Origin of the sequence: Hydrogenovibrio kuenenii DSM 12350 (assembly GCF_000526715.1) — a bacterium.
In the GTDB taxonomy this organism is placed as follows: Bacteria; Pseudomonadota; Gammaproteobacteria; order Thiomicrospirales; family Thiomicrospiraceae; genus Hydrogenovibrio; species Hydrogenovibrio kuenenii.
Map to the genome: position 1 here is coordinate 681,861 of NZ_JAGP01000001.1, position 18,660 is coordinate 700,520.

Genomic DNA, 18,660 nt, shown 5'->3' on the forward strand with positions numbered 1-18,660 from the left:
TAAAGGAAAACAAACGTGCACCTAGTGGTTGGATTAGGAATCACCGGAAAAAGTGTTTTACAGTATTTGCTGTCACAAGGCGAAGCTTGTTTTGCTTATGATACAAGAGAAGAATTTGATTGTTCAGCATTGCAAAACGAATTCCCGATGGTAACTTTTGCTTGTGGGCAGTTGCCAGCTGCTTGGGTTGAGCAAGAAGTTACGAATATCGTTATCAGTCCTGGTGTTGCCACTTCTGAGCCTTGGTTGGATACCTTTCGCGAAAAAGGGGTGCCGATTATTGGCGATATTGAATTATTTGCTCGCGCAGTGGGTAAGCCTGTTGTGGCGATTACGGGCTCGAATGGGAAAAGTACGGTAGCGACTTTGACTGCACAGGTGTTAGCACAAGCAGGCTACTATGTTGGCCTTGGCGGTAACATAGGTGTGCCTGCTTTGGATTTGTTGCGAAGCGATCAATATTTTGATGTATTCGTGCTGGAATTATCCAGTTTTCAGCTTGAGACGACTTATTCTTTACAGCCTACCTCTGCCACGGTACTGAATGTATCCGAAGATCATATGGATCGTTACACAGGTCTGGAGGACTATTTACAGGCGAAGATGACGATTTTAAATAACACACAATGGAGTGTGTTGCCCTATGATCTTGCGGATAGCCCGACCAGTGATCAAACCCATGCTTTGCATTTTGGTTTACAAAATGAAGGCTGCGAGTTAAAAGATACTCAATATGGTTTGATTGAGAAAGATGGCGCTTCTTACCTTGGCTATAACCATACGCCTTTATTAGCAGTAGAAAAAATGGCTTTAAAAGGGGAGCATCATCAACTCAATGCACTGGCAGTTATGGCTTTATGCCGACCTTTTGAAGTTTCACCTTCAGATTACCAGCAAGTATTTTCTTCCTTTAAAGGGTTGCCGCATCGCACGCAATTGGTGATGGAAAAAGAAGGTGTTCAATGGATTAATGATTCTAAGGGCACCAATGTTGGCGCAACCCAAACAGCGATTAACAGTATTGCAAAACAAACTGCGCAGACGGAAGGGAAAATTATCCTGATCGCTGGTGGTGTTGGAAAAGAAGCTGATTTTTCAATGATGGCAGATGATGTACAGAAAGCTTGCCGTAAAGTGATTTTGTTTGGAAGAGATAAAGCCCTTATTGAAGAAAATCTACTACCAAATGTAAGTAAAGAAAAAATCGTGCTAACTGAAAACTTAGCAGAAGCTGTAGCAATAGCTAAAGAGCAAGCATTGACAGATGATGTTGTATTGTTTTCGCCAGCTTGCGCTTCTTTTGATCAATTCGCTAACTATGTAGAACGGGGCGAAGTGTTTGAACAGCTTGTGAAACAAACCTTAAGTACTAACCCATAAAGCGATGATTGTATGAATCAAACAGATAAGCCGCTTTCCATTAATAGAATAGGCGATTGGCGTGAACTCAGTAAGCAGTGGCCAATTGATTTTTGGTTATTAGGCGCATTGCTAATTTTAATGGTATTGGGCTTAACCATGGTTGCTTCCAGTTCGGTGGCTATTAGTGAAAAGCGTTTCGGCACGACGCTGCACTATTTTCTCCGCCAAGCTTTTTCGATGGGGCTGGGTGTGTTTGTTGCCTATGTCGTATTGCATGTGCCTTTATCTTTTTGGCAAAAGCACCGCGGCAGAATCTTTATTGTTGGTCTAATATTACTGGTTTTGGTGCTAGGCATTGGTCGAGAAATCAATGGTTCAAAGCGTTGGTTACCATTGGTTGTTATGAATTTTCAAGTTTCTGAATTTATGAAACTGGCAGTTGTTATTTTCATGGCGGGTTATCTTAATCGACATGCAAATGCGGTAAGAGAAAGTTTTGAAGCCGTAATGAGGTTGGCAATCCCGTTTGGTTTTATGGCGATATTGCTGTTAATGGAGCCAGATTTCGGAAGTACTTTTGTTATCGCTGTCGTCATTACGGGCATGCTATTAATTGCTGGCGCACCTTGGCGATTTTTTGTATTAACCGTTTTGCCGATGGCTGCCATTCTTGTCACCATGGTTATCACTTCACCCTATCGAATGGCAAGGGTTACGAACTTTTTGGATCCTTGGTCAGACCCTTTTGGAAAAGGTTATCAGTTGACACAAGCGCTTATAGCCAGTGGTCGCGGCGAATGGTTTGGTGTCGGTATCGGAAAATCTGTACAAAAACTCTTGTATTTACCAGATGCACATACTGACTTTTTGTTTTCTATTTATGCAGAAGAATTCGGTCTTGTTGGTGTTGCATGCTTGATTTTGCTCTATCTATGGATTTTATTCCGTTGTTTCAGAATCGGGCGTAAAGCAGTCGAGCAGTCTAAAGTGTTCGGAGGCTTGATTGCATATGGTGTCGGTATCTGGATAGTGCTGCAAGCCATTATCAATATGGGGGTAAATCTTGGATTGTTCCCAACCAAGGGGCTGACATTACCGTTTATGAGTTATGGAGGGAGTAGTGTGCTCATACTTTCCATAGCCATCGCATTGGTTTTTCGTGTTGATTATGAAACTCGCTATTACGACACGGAGAAAAAAGAATGAAACGAATTTTGATTATGGCTGGTGGTACTGGTGGGCATGTTTTCCCGGGGTTGGCTCTTGCAGATGCACTAAAAGCACATGATGTTCATATCAGTTGGCTCGGTACTTTAGGAGGTATGGAGCAAGAGTGGGTTACCAAACATAATATTGATTTTTACCAGATTCGTATCAGAGGATTACGAGGTAATGGTTTACGAGGTTGGCTTAAAGCGCCTTTAAACGTGTTACGAGCTTGGTGGCAGGCTCGTAAAATCATAAAAAAAATTCAACCTGATGTAGTTTTGGGTATGGGGGGGTTTGTTTGTGGCCCTGGTGGGTTAGCAGCAAAAAGCCTAGGAATTGATTTGGTATTGCATGAGCAAAATGCAATTGTTGGGTTAACCAACCGCTGGCTTGCCCCTTTTGCCAAACGTATTATTACCGCGTTTCCTCAGAGCCAACTGCAAGGTGATAAGGTGGTGTGTTTAGGTAACCCTGTACGAGAAGGCTTAGAATCCATTTCAACAGTAATTAAACACCAGCCACTTCGGATATTGGTTCTTGGCGGTAGCCGTGGTGCTTTGGCTTTAAATCAAATCGTGCCGCAAGCATTGGCATTACTTCCTGAAACTAATCGTCCAGAAATTATGCACCAAACGGGGAGTAAAACACTGGAGGAAGCCAAACAGGCTTATGAAAAGGCCAAAATTTTTGCGCAGATCGTTCCTTTTATTGAAGATATGCAAGCCGCTTATCAATATGCAGATTTGGTGATTTGCCGTTCCGGTGCCTTGACTGTGTCGGAATTGATGGCGGCTGCCAGACCAGCCATTATGGTTCCTTTTCCTTATGCTGTGGACGATCACCAAACAGCTAATGCGCAAGTTCTAGCATCAATAGGAGGAGAGGTTATTCAGCAAAGTGAGTTAACTCCTGAAAAGTTGGCAAGCATGTTAGAAACTTGGCAACAAGATAATAAATTACAAGTCGCATCAGAGAATATTCGAAAACAAGTCCCTCAGAAAGCAAAAGAACAAATTGTTTCTTTGTTGCTAAATCTTTAACACTTATTTAGAAAACATTTTCCTAGCAGGAGCCGTTATGCCAAGCCGTACAGATAAGTCATCTCTACAACCCGTTTTCCCTGATTTAAAGGGGAAGCGTATTCTGATTACGGGTGCTTCAAGTGGCATTGGCGCAGGTATGGCAAAAGTATTGTCGGAAGCAGGCTGTCGTTTAGTGCTTCATTATCACTCTAACCCAGAAGGTATCAGCCGTACTTTAGATGAAATTAAAGATTCTGGTGTTGAAGTGCAAACTCTTCAGTGTGATTTTAGTAGATTAGATCAGATTGAAGAGTTTTTTGAACAAGCATGGGCAGTTTTTGCCGGGTTAGATGGCTTAGTAAACAACGCAGGTGTGGTTACTAAAAGTTTAAGTTTGGCAGATGATCAAGCCAAAGAATTTGATTATACTTTGGCGGTAAACTTACAGGCGCCTTACCGTCTGAGTACACTTTTCGCTAAGTATTGTCTTGCTGATGATAAACCTGGTGTCATAGTGAATAACTCTAGTATTCATGGGCAAGCCACATGTGAATGGTTTGCCGCTTATGCTTCAACCAAGGCAGGGTTAGATGCTTTAACTAAGGTACATGCAGTTGAGTGGGGGCAGTACGGCATACGTGTCAATTCCTTGGCGCCAGGAGTCGTGCCAGTAGAGAGAACTTTTGATGTGTTATATCAGCCAGCTATGGAAAAAAAATGGGTCGGTGCCATGCCCGCTGGGCGTTATGGAAGTGTCGAAGATATGGGGCTAGCAACGGCTTACCTGTTATCTGATGCAACCAGTTGGATGACGGGAAGTGTACTAACATTGGATGGCGGGTTAATTGCCAGAGGGAATTACCCTCATAGATAAAGGGTTTTGGCATTTTAATTGCTTGGCATAGACGTCAAGAAAATATAACGGATAGAATCATGGTGGAATTTCTAAACAAGCTCACAGTCAAACGAAAAATGCGCTTTGGTTTTGGCGTAATTTGGGCTGTTCTAGCAGTAATCACTATACAGGCCGCAGTTAACTTATACATTGTACGAGTGAATGTTCAAAAAGTAGTGGATAACAAGCAGCCCGTGGCGTTGAAATCCAGCGAGATGTCAATGACACTTGAAAAGAGCATGAATTCTTTGAGCATGTATATGCTGACAAAAGATTCTAAAACTCTAGATGCTTACCAAACTGGCATTAAGAAGGCGGAAGAATTATTGATGGAGGTTCGTAAGAATATTGATTCTAGCGAATCATCACAAGCTGCTGATTTGGCAGCCATTCAAAAGTCTTTAAAAGAGCTTCCTCCTCTGGTTGATGAAGTGAAGCTTCTGCAAACCGACCGTAATAAAAAATTCCCAGCATTTGAGTTCGTTAATAAACACATGGTGGGTCCAGCGCAAAAGATTCAACAGCAAATCAGCTTGATGATTTCATCTGAGCTCGAAGACTTGCAGGCTAGAAGAAAGCCAGTACTTTCCACCTTGCTATCGATGCAAAAAGACTGGTTAAATGTTTTGAGCAGTATTCGAGGTTACGTTGCCTTCAGAACGGATGGTATGTCTGCCGATGCGGAAAACTACCTTAACCAGTTTGAGTCTGGTGTAGATACATTATCTCAGCAAAAGGATGTTGAGTTGACACTGGAAGAAGAAGATGGTGTCGATGCAATCAAAACAGAATATGTCGATTACCGTGAAAGTTTCATGAAGCTAAAACAAATCCATCAAGGCCCTAAATGGCGAATGGATACTTGGTTAATGGAAAATAAAATTCAACCTGTTTTCAGACAAATTGAAGAACATTTGAATTCAATTTCAGGTCAAGCAATTAGTGATATGCAAGATACAAGTCAGGATGTTGTTGACAGCACATTACGTAACTTAATCTTGCTGTTAAGTTTATCAATCTTCGGTCAGTTGATTGGTATGATTATCTCTCGTAAGGTAACAAAATCAGTTGTCTCACCAATTGAAAACTTGACTGAGGCAATGAAAAACATTTCTCAGGGCGAAGGTGATTTAACAAAACGTCTGGCAATTAAAGGTAAAGATGAGCTTGCCGATTTAGCGAATTACTTTAATTTGTTCATTGAGCGTATTCAAGAAATGCTGAAAGAAGTTACTGAGACAGTTCATGAGTTGGAAGAAGCTTCTAGCGGTCTTTTGCATGTAACGCACGAAACTAAAGATGGCGTTGAAGAGCAAATGGCTGCATCGGAAAAATTGAGTCGTTCAATGGTTATTATGGATGAAAAAGCCAAGAGCGTTGAAGACCACTCTCACAATACTTCTAGTGCAACTGCACAAGCAGTGTCCCGTGTTAAAGAGAGTGGAGAAGTGGTGACAAGTGCTGCGGATACGATTAAATTGGTTTCAAATCGCATGGATGAAATTACTCAAGCGGTTATGCAGTTGAATAATGATAGTCAGACGATTAGTACAGTCATTAATGTTATTCGTGAAATTGCAGAACAAACAAACTTGTTGGCTCTAAATGCTGCAATTGAAGCAGCCAGAGCCGGTGAGCATGGACGAGGGTTTGCCGTTGTAGCAGATGAAGTTCGTGGCTTGGCTCAAAGAACGCAAGAGTCAACTTTGCAAATTGAAGCAGTGATTCAGAAGATTCGTAAGGCGACGGAAGAAACGGTTACTGTGGTTGAGCAAGGACAAGAAACGACTAAAATTGGTTATGACTCAGTCATGAAAGTTCAAAAAGTTTTGAGTCCAGTCATTATATTGATGGATGACATTAATAATATGAGTAATCAGATGTTGTCATCAGCGCAATCACAAAATGAGCTGGTTAATGAGGTGAATAATAATATTAACCAAATTCACCGAGTAACTCAAAACACGGTTGAAGGCGCTGCCAATACAGAAACTTCAGGTAATCGTTTACAACAGTTAGCTGACAAACTTGAGCAACTTGTTCACCAGTTTAAAATCTAATTTCACTAAAAAACTGCCAACTGGCAGTTTTTTTTATATTCCATAAGAGATATTCATTTTCGCTTCCGCCTAGGTTTTGCTAGACTTACGTTTTGTAATTTTTATCCTAACTTTTGTGTTTGAAAATACCTATGTGGACTTATCCCTCGATTGACCCTATTGCCTTATCTTTAGGCCCCATACAGATTCATTGGTATGGACTCATGTATTTAGCCGGTTTTCTTTGTTTTTGGTTGTATGGTTCTTACCAAGCTCGAAATGATAAAAATTGGAATAAAGATCTTGTAAGTGACTTTCTTTTCTATGGTGCCCTAGGTGTTATTTTAGGGGGCAGGATTGGTTACATTTTATTTTACGACCTTCCTCATTACATAGATCATCCAGCAGATATGCTCAAGCTATGGATGGGCGGTATGTCATTCCACGGCGGTTTGATCGGTGTTACTATCGCGATGCTCTGGTTTGCTCGCTACAAAATGAAAGTCTCTGTTTTTGTTGTGGCAGATTTTGTAGCACCTTTGGTACCTTTTGGCTTGTTTTTCGGACGAATTGGGAACTTTATCAACGGTGAGCTTTGGGGAAAGGTTGTTGATACACACTCCATGTTTGCGATGAAAGTATTCGACCCTACATTAAACCAAGTGGTTGCTAAATATCCTACGCAATTACTAGAAGCTTTTTTAGAAGGTATTGTCTTATTTACCGCGTTGGCGTTTTACCGTCGAGGTAATAGACCAGTAGGTGCTGTTTCAGGAATGTTCCTAGTGCTTTATGGTACCTTCAGATTCTTTGTTGAATTTTTCAGAATGCCGGATCCACAATTAGGGTATTTAATGTGGGGATGGGTGACAATGGGACAAATTTTGTCACTGCCAATGATTTTGATTGGACTAGCCATGATTGCTTGGGCATATCGTAAACAAACTAAAAGCGTATAACTTGAGATAAAGATGAAACAATATTTGGATTTGCTACAGCATATTATTGATAACGGCTATGATAAGGGCGATAGAACGGGTACCGGAACGCGCTCTGTTTTTGGCTATCAAATGCGATTTGATTTACAACAAGGTTTTCCTCTTGTAACGACTAAGAAGTTGCATTTAAAGTCTATTGTTTACGAATTACTGTGGTTTTTAAAAGGTGACACCAATATCGGTTATCTAAAAGAACATGGTGTTCGTATTTGGGATGAGTGGGCGACAGAAGAGGGTGATCTTGGTCCTTTATATGGAAAACAGTGGGTTGCTTGGGAAAAGCCTGATGGTTCAACGATTAACCAAATACAAGAAGTGATTGAAACCCTAAAGAGCAATCCGAATAGTCGTCGCATGATTGTTTCTGCCTGGAATCCGGCTGATTTGCCAGATGAATCTATCTCGCCTCAAGAAAACGTGAAACAAGGACGTATGGCGTTAGCCACTTGTCATGCCTTTTTCCAGTTTTATGTTGCAGGCGGTAAACTATCTTGCCAGCTTTACCAAAGAAGTGCGGATACTTTTTTAGGAGTGCCTTTTAATATTGCCAGTTATGCACTTTTGACACATATGATTGCTCAGCAAACAGGTTTGGAAGTGGGCGATTTTGTTTGGACGGGGGGAGATGTTCATTTGTATAACAATACTATGGAACAGGCACAACTCCAGTTAACAAGAGCGCCTTTTCCTCTACCGAAGCTTCACATTAAACGCAAACCAGCTTCTATTTTTGATTATGAGTTTGATGATTTTGAAATTGTTGATTATGAATCTCACCCTCATATTAAGGCACAGGTGTCGGTATGACCGAAACTCAGGATTTTGACTTCTCTGCCTGCAATATTTCGATGATTGCAGCGATGGATTTAAACCGTGTAATTGGTATTGATAATCAGATGCCTTGGCATTTGCCGGATGATCTAAAATTTTTTAAAGCCAAAACGCTTGGCAAAACCGTTGTAATGGGCCGAAAAACCTTTGAATCTTTAGGGTCAAAGCCTTTGCCAAAGAGACGTAATTTGGTGATTAGTCGTAATGCTGATTATATCGCTGAAGGGGCTGAAGTCTTTACCTCGATTACCGATGCATTGCAGACTTGTCAGGCTGAACCAGAAGTTGTGATTATGGGAGGCGGGGAGCTTTATAGACAAATGCTGCCTTATGCCAGCAAGCTTTATGTCACTTGGGTGCAAACGAAGGTGGCGGGTGATACAGAGTTTCCTGAATGGAAAGAGGAAGAATGGGGTGTTATGGAAAAAGAATGGCATGAAGCTGATGAGAAGCATCAATACCCATTCGAGTTTGTAACGCTGGCAAAAAATAAAAAATAAAAAATAAAAAATAAAAAATAAAAAATAAAAAAAATCAGAGGATGTAGGTGTAATGAGTATAAAAACAAGAATGTTTATTGGTATTTTGGGAGCCGTTTTTTTCCTATTTATTTCGAATGTAATTGCTCAGTATGTATTTAACTCAACCACGGCCACATCAAGAGAGATTACCGATGTTAACTACCATAAAGTTGATTTACTCAATCGACTAAAAAACCTTTCTGATAAGCGAGCAATTTTTTTTCGCGACCTAGTTATTTATCAAAAACCTGAACTATTGAAAAAAACTCGCGAAGCGCTGAAACAAACAGCAAATGACATAGGTGAGATTTTTAAAGAGCTAGAAAAATCGAACTTAAATGCAAAAGAGAAAGATTACTTTCAGAAGATTAAAGATAATGTGGTCAGTGCTAACCAGTCTTTCGGTAGCTTTATTACCGCATTGGATGAAGGGTTTCCTGAAGATGCACATGATATTCTCATTAATGAATTTAACCCAAAGTTTCTTGCGTTTTCGAAAATTGTTTCAGATTTCAAAAAGTATGAAGAAGTGCAAAATGTGCATTTAGTTCAAACTCTTGATGAACAGCAGTCTTGGGGTAAAAACGCTTTATGGGCGGTGTTGGTTTTAAGTGTTTTGATTTTCTCAATTGTGGGTGTGATTGTTGCACGTAGCTTCTTAAAGCCTATTAATGCGATGCGTGACACCATGACAAAAATTATCGAAACGGGCGATTTAAGTCATAGAACGCCTGTTTATTCCAACGACGAAATAGGACAAAGCGCTAAAGCCATTAATGAGCTTCTGACAACCATTCATGCAGCTATTGATGATGTTAACTCTGTGATGAATGAGATTTCTAACGGTAGCTTCAAGCAGAAAATTGAAAGTGATTACTTAGGTGATTTTGATGTCCTCAAGTCGGGGGTTAATAACTCTTACAATCAAATTTACAACATGGTTGTTATGTTGCGAGGTACAGCATCCAATTTAAGAAATGGTTCTTTGGAAGCTATTCATAATGAGCACGCAGAAATGAAAGGTGACTATGCGGCGGTTATTGATGATATGAAAACGGCCATGGACACCATTCAACACACCGTAGAAGATATTGCCGTTACACTAAATAGTCTTGCTTATGGTGACTTCAGCAAACGTGTTGAAGTGGAAGCACTGGGTGAGTTTGCAAAACTAAAAAATGCAATCAACCAAACGATTGATAGCTTAGATCAATTTGTTGGTGAGGTGGTGAGCGTTCAGACAAAAATTAGTGATGGCGATTTGACAGATTTCGTTAAGAAAAATTACCACGGAAAAATGGCTGCGTTAAAAGACAGTTTGAACTTCTCTACACAAAACATTGCTTCTATGATTGCCAAGGTTGGTGCGGTTTCTAAACTGGTGGCAGATGAAGCCAACAGCATTGCTGATAGTAGTGAGACTGTTTCTGAGCGTATTCAGGAGCAAACTTTGTCATTAGAAAGTACCTCAACACAAATGGAGCAAATGACCATTACGGTACAACAAAATGCAGATGCAGCTACTAATGCAAATGCTATGACGCAGCAGGCTCAAGAAAAATTGACTGCTGGCGTTGAAATCATGCGTAGAGCATTAAGCTCGATGGATGAAATGAATGAAGCCAGTCAGAAAATAAATGACATTATTTCTATTATCGATAGTATTGCTTTTCAAACCAATTTGTTAGCCTTGAATGCGGCGGTTGAGGCCGCTAGAGCTGGAGAGCATGGGCGAGGATTTGCTGTAGTAGCCGGGGAAGTTCGTAGTTTGGCTGGAAAGTCTTCTGATGCTGCAGCACAAATCAAAAAACTCATTGATAACTCGGTAAGCATCAGTGATGAAAGTGGTCGCTATGTGAGACAAACTAGTGATGCTTTAGTTGAAGTGAACGACTCTATGCAAAAGATGTCGGCCATGATTTCAGAAATTGCATCTGCCAGCCATGAACAGGCGACTGGTATTTCTAGAGTTAACGAAGCCATTGTTGAGATGGAATCCGGCACACAGAAAAATTCCAGTTTGGTTGAAGAGTCTGCTTCCGGTAGTAAAGACCTATTCAGTCAATCTGAGCAATTGTTGCAATTGGTGCAAGGCTTTAAACTTGACCAGGCTATTGTGCAAAGAATTGCAAAACATCAGCATTCCGAGCTTGCACAGCAGTTCGAAAAAATGGTTGAAGCGCACCGAGCTTGGAAAGGTAAGATTCGTGGCTTCGTTGATGGTATGGATATTGGTGTTACCTATGATGTGGCGACTGACCATACCGCTTGTATTTTAGGTAAATGGTACTACGGCGAAGGCCAAAACTTGATGCATTTGCCGCTTATGAAAGAGCTTGGACAGGAGCATATGGAAATGCACCAGGCGATTAAAAAAGTAATGGATGCTAAAGAGATTGGGGATGCCGAATTGGTAGCGGAAGGTTTAAGCCAAGTCGATCAACAGTCCGAAAAAGTGGTGTCCATCCTGCAGCAACTAGAAGATCAAGTTTCTTAAACTTGTCTGTGCCCTTTTATAAGGATTAAAAGGGCATTTCAGTTTCTTTTCGTCTTACCCCAGCCTGGCAGATTTTCTTTTTGAAATCAAACCATCTAAAGCAGCGTTTTTTATAGAATGTTTAATGTGCTTTTCGAATAAAGCTAAGTAAAAACAGTAAGCTGGCAACTACAACAATAGACGGTCCCGCTGGCGTATCCCATTGCATCGAAAACAACAACCCGAGAATAACCGATAGTAGAGCAAATATGTAGCTGATAACCACCATCTGCTCAGGTGATTTGGCGTGTCTATGAGCAGCGGCAGAAGGGATGATTAATAAAGACGTAATCAATAAAATGCCGACGACTTTAATGGCTAGAGCGATTAAAAGTGCTAGCAACAGTGTATAGAGTAGTTGTACTTTTTGCGTTTGAACGCCTTCAACCTGTGCGAGCTCGACGTTTAATGTGATGTTTAGCATGTCCTGCCAATAGCGATAGAAATATGCTGCTACAGCAACCAATAACCCTGTCATAAACATAATGTCTGTATTGTTGATGCTGAGAATATCGCCAAACAGATAGCTCATAATATCGATTTGGATGTGGTCTTGAAAACTCAATATAACTAAACCAACGGCAAGAGTGCTGTGAGCAAGTAATCCAAGTAAAGTATCGGAAGAAAGTACGGTTCTCTTCGATAGAAAGAAGATGGCAATGGCAATGACAACAGACGTAAGCATAACCGCTAAGGTTAAGTTGATTTGCAGTAATAACCCCAGGCTGACACCAAGCAAGGCTGAGTGGGCTAAGGTCGCGCTAAAGTAGGATTGGCGCTGCCAAACCATAAATACGCCTAGTGGCGTGGCGATAGAAGCAATCAATAAACCGCCGATAAGCGCGAGAATCAGAAAGCCTGGTGGGTGTAGCAAAATATCTATCATTTCAATAGCCCGTGGTCATGATCGCAGCTGGTAGCATCGTGGTGGTGTTCGTAAATGGCGATTTCGTCAAATTCTTGGCCAAAAAGACTTTTGAATGCTGGCGACTCACTTACTGATAGCGGGTGACCTGAACAGCAAATATGTTCATTAAGGCAAAGCACTTGATGGGTGCTTTTCATCACGATATGTAAGTCATGACTGACCATTAAAATACCACAATGAAGTTGATCTTTGATTTCGTTAATTAGGTGGTATAACTCAACTTGTCCTTGTAGGTCAACGCCTTGTACTGGTTCATCCAATACTAATAGATCGGGCTTTCTGATTAGTGCTCTTGCTAAAAGCACGCGTTGCATCTCGCCACCTGAGATTTTTTGTATAGGTGTATCTAGGAATTTTTCCAGCTTCAGAAGTGCAGCGGTTGATTCTAGCTCTGTGGTAAAATTCGCTGCTAGATTTTGTTTATCTTGTTGAACCGTAGTGCGTAATCCAAGCTTTAAAAAACGCTCGACAGTCATCGGCAAGGATGCATCCACATGAATTTTTTGTGGCATAAAGCCAACCGTTATATGCGGAGATTGCCAAATCTTTCCGTGTGTTGGTTTAATAAGTTTGGTCAAAATTTTAAGCAGGGTCGATTTTCCAGCACCATTTGGGCCGATTAGCGTTGTAATTTCATTACGCTTGATGGTGACATCAATGTTATGCAGCACCCTTTGAGAACCAAAAAAGTGGCTGATATTGGTCGCTTGAACCAGAATTTCATTAGTATCGATTTGTGACAGATTAAGTGATGCGTTCATAAGACTATTGTAAGTGACACTTAACTTTCTGTGCATAAGATTTTGCATGATAATTGAACGATATAGCAGGTTTGTAGAATGTTTTGTAATGTAAGTCATGAGATGAGGACTTTTAAATGAACAATTTTTTTCAACGTCTATTGTTGTCTGCAGCTTTGTTGCTCATGATACAGAGTGCCGAAGCAGCAAGAATTGTCGTCACCATTCCACCTCTATTGTCAGCGATAAAACCTTTACTAACATCAGAGGATCAGGTAACGGTTTTGTTGACTAGAGGCCAGTCGCCTCATGGTTTTAGTATGAAACCTTCACATGCGTTGGCGCTGCAAAGAGCGGATATTATTGTCAGTGTTGGATCTGGCGTCGATCAGTGGGCACAAAAAACAATTCATAATGTTGAGCGAACTCATCCAGTTGAAGTGGTCACTATGACGGATATTCCGAATGTTACTTTGATTGAAGGCGGACATGATGAGCATCATGATGGTGAGTTGCATCATGACGATGATGAAGTCTTAATGGGTATTAATCCTCATTTGTGGCTGGATATGGACAATATCGAAAAGTTGGTAGCCGTATTTAGTCAAGCTTTGCAAAAAACGGATGTTGCGCAAGCACAAGAGATTGCCGTTAAAACCAAAACTTGGATAGCAAAATTAAAAGCAACGGATAATCACATCCAGCAACAACTTGAACCGGTAAAAAAAGTGCCTTATTTAGTCTTTCATAATGCCTTTGTTTATTTTGAAAAACGATATGGTTTGGATAACAAAGGCGCACTTCATAACAGTGCCGAGCGTAAAGCAGGTGTTAAGCGTTTAGTCAGCGTGGATGACATGATTCAAAATAACCAGGTGAAATGCGTTTTTCAAGAACCACAATTGTCAAACAAGCAATTGACCGGGTTGATAAAAGGCTCAAAAGTACGATTGGGAACTTTGGATCCTTTGGGAGATGGAAGTATGGATTCTGCGCAATTCATGCAGAGCTTAGCTAACCAATATTTAAATTGCTTGGCTGGAAAAAAATGAGCAATAAGCTTTTGTTGCTTGGCTTGCCTGGTTGTGGGCAAAGCCGCTTTGTACAATCTGTTGGGGATTATTGTCATGCAAACCAGCATGAGCTTCCAGAGTTTTTAACGACAAGTGAAGTTTGTGATGGGGATGCTATACGTACTTGGACATTAATTGATATCCGTTCGGAACTGTCTCACTCAGAGGCAGAAGCTTATTTGCTTAATTGTTTACAACAAAGCTCTGCAGTGGTTTTTACTTTTGCAGAGTCTGCTGATTTATCGGTACAGGCTTTTTGGCAAAACTGGATGAAAAAGCATGATGTTCAATTGCCAATTATGCGTTGGTTTTCGCAGGCATTTCCTGAAAATTGGCACTGGCAGGACTTGGGTGATCAAAGACAATCAGAAATGGTTAAGCTTCCTTTGTTAGAGTTGGAGCAAATAACCTTTGATGTTGAAAAGGTCTATCTTGAGCATTTATTGTTTGGTTTAGATGCGGTTAAACAAAATCTTGGGATGGATATTTGGCGCGTTAAAGCCAATCTTCAAACGCAAGAGTATGAAAATCCAGTAGCCATTGAAGGGACGGTTAATCGTTGGGATACTTTTGCAGCGAACAAGGTAGAAGAAAAGTTAGAGATACTTGGAACAGCCTTAGATGAAACCATGTTGCAAGAGATCGTGACAGCAAGCAAATTAGTGTAATTTAAGAGCCTGCTTTAAGCATTTTAATCCACCTCGTCGAGTATTCAAAAGCTGGACAATAATCTAATTTCCTACTAAAATACTCGGATATTAAATTTAAAGCTGTAAAAACTATGTCAGAAGCGACGCAATACGAAGAAATTAACGACCTGTTAAGCAAGAAAACCGGCTATAAAGAAGGTTTTGTTACACAAACCCAAGTTGAGACCTTTGATAAAGGAATTAATGAGGACGTTGTGCGCGCTATTTCAGCGAAAAAAAATGAACCTGAGTGGATGCTGGCGTTTCGTTTAAAAGCTTTTCAACACTGGCAAACAATGGAAGAGCCGCACTGGGCAAAAGCCAATTACAATCCATTGGATTATCAGGATTATAGCTATTATTCAGCGCCTGAATGCTCTGCTTGTGGTGACGATTCTTGTGCTACAGAAGAAGACAAGAAAGCTGAAATTTCGCAAATGGATGCGGAAGTAGCCAAGGCTTTCGCTGCATTGGGCGTGCCAGTAGCGGGTAATGAAGGAGCCGAGAACCCGAATATTGCAGTGGATGCAATATTTGACTCTGTTTCCGTTTCGACGACCAAGCGTGAAGAGCTCGAAAAGTTAGGTATTATCTTCTGTTCTTTCTCTGAAGCTGTTCATGAATACCCAGAGTTGGTGCAGAAATATCTAGGCACAGTTGTTCCTTATCATGATAACTATTTCGCGGCGTTGAATTCAGCTGTGGCGTCAGATGGTACCTTTGTTTACATCCCAGAAAATGTTCGCTGTCCGATCGACCTGTCAACTTACTTCCGCATTAATGAAGCAAAAACAGGGCAGTTTGAACGTACCATTTTGATTGCCGATAAGAACAGTTACGTCAGCTATTTGGAAGGTTGTTCTGCGCCAGTTCGTGATACCTACCAATTGCATGCGGCTGTGGTAGAAGTGATTGTTCATGATGATGCAGAAGTGAAATATTCAACAGTGCAAAACTGGTATCCAGGTGATGAGGATTGCGAAGGTGGGATTTTAAACTTCGTAACCAAACGCGGTATTTGTGAGGGTAAAAACTCTAAATTGTCTTGGACACAAGCAGAAACGGGTTCGGCGATTACTTGGAAATACCCAAGTTGTATCCTGAAAGGTGATAACTCAATTGGTGAGTTTTATTCTGTAGCTTTGACCAATCGTCGTCAGCAAGCGGATACTGGAACCAAGATGATTCATATCGGTAAAAACACACGCAGTACCATTATCTCCAAAGGACTGTCTGCCGGTAAATCAGATAATACCTATCGTGGATTGGTGAAAATTCTGCCGTCTGCGGAAAACGCACGTAACTTCACGCAATGTGACTCTATGTTGATTGGTGACCAATGCGGTGCACATACCTTCCCATATATTGAAGTAGAAAATGCCACGGCCAAGATGGAGCATGAAGCAACAACCTCACGTATCGGTGAGGATCAGTTGTTCTATTGTCAGCAACGAGGTATCAGCGAACAGGATGCGATTTCGATGATCGTTAACGGATACTGTAAAGAAGTATTTAAAGAACTTCCATTAGAGTTCGCGCAAGAAGCCGAAGAGTTGTTGGCAATCAGCTTAGAAGGTTCCGTTGGTTAATGGAACTGTCTGATCAGTCTTTAGAATTATTTAGAAATCAAATTATTGAAATGGAATGGTCGTCCTGCATATTTTAGTGCGACCGAATAGGGTTAAAAAACATGCTACTTAACGTTAAAAATTTAAAAGCGGCAGTCGCCGAAGATGGCAAGCAAATTCTGAAGGGATTAAACCTGCAAGTTAACCCGGGTGAGGTTCATGCGATTATGGGGCCAAACGGTGCGGGTAAAAGTACTTTATCTAGCGTATTAGCAGGTCGTGAAGACTATGAAGTTACCGAAGGGGCGGTTGATTTTGATGGTGAAGATTTGCTGGAAATGGATGCCGAAGAACGTGCACGTAAAGGATTGTTTTTAGCATTTCAGTACCCTGTTGAAATTCCAGGTGTGAGTAATAAGCTATTTATGCAAACTGCATTGAATGCCATTCGTGAAGAGAAGGGGTTGCCTGCGTTGGATATGTTCGACTTTGACGAATATGCACAGGACAAAATGAAATTGATGGGCATGAGTAAAGATATGCTTGAGCGTTCTGTGAATGTTGGCTTTTCGGGTGGTGAGAAAAAGCGTAATGATATTTACCAAATGTCGTTGTTGGAACCTAAGCTTTGCATTATGGATGAAACTGACTCCGGCTTGGATATCGATGCCTTAAAAGTGGTTGCCAATGGCGTGAATACACTACGTAGCCCTGATAGAAGTTTTATCGTAGTAACGCATTATCAACGCTTGCTGGATTACATCAAGCCTGATTTCGTTCATGTATTGTATGACGGGAAGATCGTTAAATCCGGTGGTTTTGAGTTGGTACATGAGCTTGAAGATCATGGTTATGATGCGATTATTCAATCTCATGAAGCAGAGTTGGCTGGATAATATCTATGGCAGCCGTAACTGAAAACCAAATTAAACCAAGAAAGCAGAGCCCTGTCGCGCAAAAGGCGATTGAGCACTATGTTGGCTTGTCTCAAACGTTGAATGCCAAGACGCAGAATCAAATGCTGTCTGCAAAACGTTTGGAAGCGCAGAAAAAATTTCAAACGCTTGGCTTGCCTGTGCGTCGTGATGAGGATTGGCAGTACACTTCATTAAACGCCTGGATGCAGATTGCATTTGAACAAAATCTGCCAGGCTGGGGTAAGCTTGAAGCGAGCCAGCTTGAAGGGTTGTTGCCGGAGTTTGAAACCTATCGTTTTGTTTGGGTAGATGGTGTTTTTTCATCAGATTTATCTTGTGATGTTGAAAGCCTTCCAGCCGGCTTAACACTCGAAAATAATGAAATTACCAATGCGGATTTGGCAAACTCGGATCGTGCATTTGAATTGCTACATGATTTATTGGCGGAAACGCGAACCAAAATCCGTGTAAAGAAAGGTGCAGCGATAGAAACACCAATCGAATTGGTTTATGTGCAAACTCAGCCAAAGCACTTGGCAACCTTGAGCTTGGCTGTTGAGGTTGAAGAGAACGCACAAGTGACGTTGATTCAACAAGTGATTGCATTAACTGGTGGACCTGTTTGTATAAACGGTGTGATGCAGATGGATTTAGCCGCAAACGCGATTTGCAAACAATATGTTGTTCAGGATTTGAATGACAATGATTTTTACTTCAATGCACAACATATTCGCCAGCAAGCATCTTCTGTATTCAATTCACTTTATGTCGGTTTGGGTGCCGAAGTGTCTCGTCATCAAAATTACGTTAGTCTGTGCGGAGAGCATGCTGACTCGTCACAAAGTAGCATTGCTTTTGCTAAAGGTAATCAGATTATTGATTCGCGTACTGATACCCAACACTTGGTTTCACATTGCACCAGCCAACAATTGCATAAGTTTGTGTTGGATGAACAAGCCAGAGGCGTGTTCAACGGTATGATTTATGTTGCAAAAGATGCTCAAAAAACTGATGGTCAGATGGATAACAAAAATCTACTGCTGTCCAATAAGGCTAAGATGGATACCAAGCCTCAGTTGGAAATCTATGCTGATGATGTGAAGTGTTCGCACGGTTGTGCATCTGGTCAGATTGATGAAAACCAAGTGTTCTATTGTCAGGCACGTGGTATTCGTAAGCAAGATGCAATGCAACTGATTACCAAGGCTTTCTTACTAGAACCTTTGGATGCTGTTTCGAATGATGCCATTCGAAACTGGTTGTCGCAGCGCATCAGCAAGCTTTTGGCCTGACTTTGCCCTATTTTCGGAAATATCCCTTTTTATGAGTAAC

16 protein-coding genes are annotated in these 18,660 nt (G+C 41.1%); 14 read left to right on the forward strand and 2 right to left on the reverse strand.

From position 1 onward, the window contains the following. Positions 1–15: 15 nt before the first annotated feature. The 9 genes from murD (at position 16) to N745_RS0103195 (ending at position 11,374) form a co-directional block, all read left to right on the forward strand. Positions 16–1,380, forward strand: a complete 1,365-nt coding sequence (gene murD / locus N745_RS0103155; protein WP_024850685.1) for a UDP-N-acetylmuramoyl-L-alanine--D-glutamate ligase — start codon at positions 16–18, stop codon at positions 1,378–1,380. A gap of 12 nt (positions 1,381–1,392) precedes the next feature. Continuing rightward, positions 1,393–2,568, forward strand: a complete 1,176-nt coding sequence (gene ftsW, locus N745_RS0103160) for a putative lipid II flippase FtsW (RefSeq protein ID WP_051453365.1) — start codon at positions 1,393–1,395, stop codon at positions 2,566–2,568. Next, positions 2,565–3,611 (forward strand): undecaprenyldiphospho-muramoylpentapeptide beta-N-acetylglucosaminyltransferase, encoded by a 1,047-nt coding sequence (gene murG, locus N745_RS0103165; RefSeq protein ID WP_024850687.1) that lies wholly within the window; start codon positions 2,565–2,567, stop codon positions 3,609–3,611. The genes ftsW and murG overlap by 4 nt, the downstream gene beginning before the upstream one ends. A 37-nt stretch (positions 3,612–3,648) precedes the next feature. Continuing rightward, positions 3,649–4,467 carry an SDR family NAD(P)-dependent oxidoreductase gene (locus N745_RS0103170; protein WP_024850688.1) on the forward strand — a complete coding sequence of 273 codons (819 nt, stop codon included), beginning with the start codon at positions 3,649–3,651 and terminating at the stop codon, positions 4,465–4,467. A gap of 59 nt (positions 4,468–4,526) precedes the next feature. Continuing rightward, positions 4,527–6,548, forward strand: coding sequence for a methyl-accepting chemotaxis protein (locus N745_RS0103175; protein WP_024850689.1), 2,022 nt, complete (start codon positions 4,527–4,529; stop codon positions 6,546–6,548). Between the two features lie 131 nt (positions 6,549–6,679). Continuing rightward, a complete protein-coding gene (lgt, locus tag N745_RS0103180) occupies positions 6,680–7,486 on the forward strand; it encodes a prolipoprotein diacylglyceryl transferase (RefSeq protein ID WP_024850690.1) in 807 nt (268 codons plus the stop codon). 12 nt (positions 7,487–7,498) lie between these two features. Then, positions 7,499–8,332: a thymidylate synthase gene (locus N745_RS0103185; RefSeq protein WP_024850691.1), complete on the forward strand. Its 834-nt coding sequence runs from the start codon at positions 7,499–7,501 to the stop codon at positions 8,330–8,332. Then, complete coding sequence (gene folA, locus N745_RS0103190; protein ID WP_211239094.1) at positions 8,329–8,856, forward strand: type 3 dihydrofolate reductase; 528 nt, start codon at positions 8,329–8,331, stop codon at positions 8,854–8,856. Before N745_RS0103185 ends, folA begins: the two co-directional genes overlap by 4 nt. Before the next feature lie 52 nt (positions 8,857–8,908). Further along, entirely contained in the window at positions 8,909–11,374 is a 2,466-nt protein-coding gene (locus tag N745_RS0103195; RefSeq protein ID WP_024850693.1) for a methyl-accepting chemotaxis protein, read from the forward strand. 121 nt (positions 11,375–11,495) lie between these two features. On the opposite strand, the gene N745_RS0103200 is transcribed toward N745_RS0103195, so the two are convergent. Beyond that, complete coding sequence (locus N745_RS0103200) at positions 11,496–12,299, reverse strand: iron chelate uptake ABC transporter family permease subunit (RefSeq protein ID WP_024850694.1); 804 nt, start codon at positions 12,297–12,299, stop codon at positions 11,496–11,498. Next, entirely contained in the window at positions 12,296–13,102 is an 807-nt protein-coding gene (locus N745_RS0103205) for an ATP-binding cassette domain-containing protein (RefSeq protein WP_051453422.1), read from the reverse strand. The genes N745_RS0103200 and N745_RS0103205 overlap by 4 nt, the downstream gene beginning before the upstream one ends. Before the next feature lie 116 nt (positions 13,103–13,218). Here N745_RS0103205 and N745_RS0103210 point away from each other — a divergent pair, with 116 nt between their 5' ends. The 5 genes from N745_RS0103210 (at position 13,219) to sufD (ending at position 18,620) form a co-directional block, all read left to right on the forward strand. Then, a complete protein-coding gene (locus tag N745_RS0103210) occupies positions 13,219–14,133 on the forward strand; it encodes a zinc ABC transporter substrate-binding protein (protein WP_024850696.1) in 915 nt (304 codons plus the stop codon). Next, the gene (locus N745_RS0103215; protein ID WP_024850697.1) at positions 14,130–14,822 is read left to right on the forward strand and encodes a hypothetical protein; all 693 of its coding nucleotides are present in this window, start codon (positions 14,130–14,132) and stop codon (positions 14,820–14,822) included. Before N745_RS0103210 ends, N745_RS0103215 begins: the two co-directional genes overlap by 4 nt. A gap of 113 nt (positions 14,823–14,935) precedes the next feature. Continuing rightward, positions 14,936–16,432: a Fe-S cluster assembly protein SufB gene (sufB, locus tag N745_RS0103220; protein ID WP_024850698.1), complete on the forward strand. Its 1,497-nt coding sequence runs from the start codon at positions 14,936–14,938 to the stop codon at positions 16,430–16,432. Between the two features lie 101 nt (positions 16,433–16,533). Next, the gene (sufC, locus tag N745_RS0103225; RefSeq protein ID WP_024850699.1) at positions 16,534–17,307 is read left to right on the forward strand and encodes a Fe-S cluster assembly ATPase SufC; all 774 of its coding nucleotides are present in this window, start codon (positions 16,534–16,536) and stop codon (positions 17,305–17,307) included. A gap of 5 nt (positions 17,308–17,312) precedes the next feature. Further along, positions 17,313–18,620 (forward strand): Fe-S cluster assembly protein SufD, encoded by a 1,308-nt coding sequence (gene sufD / locus N745_RS0103230; RefSeq protein ID WP_024850700.1) that lies wholly within the window; start codon positions 17,313–17,315, stop codon positions 18,618–18,620. Positions 18,621–18,660 lie beyond the last annotated feature (40 nt).

Bases quoted from the DNA above. Each gene is read 5' to 3' on its own strand.
- murG (WP_024850687.1), top strand. From the start codon at position 2,565: ATGAAACGAATTTTGATTATGGCTGGTGGTACTGGTGGGCATGTTTTC.
- N745_RS0103170 (WP_024850688.1), top strand. From the start codon at position 3,649: ATGCCAAGCCGTACAGATAAGTCATCTCTACAACCCGTTTTCCCTGAT.
- N745_RS0103200 (WP_024850694.1), bottom strand. From the start codon at position 12,299: ATGATAGATATTTTGCTACACCCACCAGGCTTTCTGATTCTCGCGCTT.
- sufD (WP_024850700.1), top strand. From the start codon at position 17,313: ATGGCAGCCGTAACTGAAAACCAAATTAAACCAAGAAAGCAGAGCCCT.
- N745_RS0103205 (WP_051453422.1), bottom strand. From the start codon at position 13,102: ATGAACGCATCACTTAATCTGTCACAAATCGATACTAATGAAATTCTG.
- N745_RS0103195 (WP_024850693.1), top strand. From the start codon at position 8,909: ATGAGTATAAAAACAAGAATGTTTATTGGTATTTTGGGAGCCGTTTTT.
- N745_RS0103210 (WP_024850696.1), top strand. From the start codon at position 13,219: ATGAACAATTTTTTTCAACGTCTATTGTTGTCTGCAGCTTTGTTGCTC.
- ftsW (WP_051453365.1), top strand. From the start codon at position 1,393: ATGAATCAAACAGATAAGCCGCTTTCCATTAATAGAATAGGCGATTGG.
- N745_RS0103215 (WP_024850697.1), top strand. From the start codon at position 14,130: ATGAGCAATAAGCTTTTGTTGCTTGGCTTGCCTGGTTGTGGGCAAAGC.
- N745_RS0103185 (WP_024850691.1), top strand. From the start codon at position 7,499: ATGAAACAATATTTGGATTTGCTACAGCATATTATTGATAACGGCTAT.
- N745_RS0103175 (WP_024850689.1), top strand. From the start codon at position 4,527: ATGGTGGAATTTCTAAACAAGCTCACAGTCAAACGAAAAATGCGCTTT.
- sufC (WP_024850699.1), top strand. From the start codon at position 16,534: ATGCTACTTAACGTTAAAAATTTAAAAGCGGCAGTCGCCGAAGATGGC.
- sufB (WP_024850698.1), top strand. From the start codon at position 14,936: ATGTCAGAAGCGACGCAATACGAAGAAATTAACGACCTGTTAAGCAAG.
- lgt (WP_024850690.1), top strand. From the start codon at position 6,680: ATGTGGACTTATCCCTCGATTGACCCTATTGCCTTATCTTTAGGCCCC.
- folA (WP_211239094.1), top strand. From the start codon at position 8,329: ATGACCGAAACTCAGGATTTTGACTTCTCTGCCTGCAATATTTCGATG.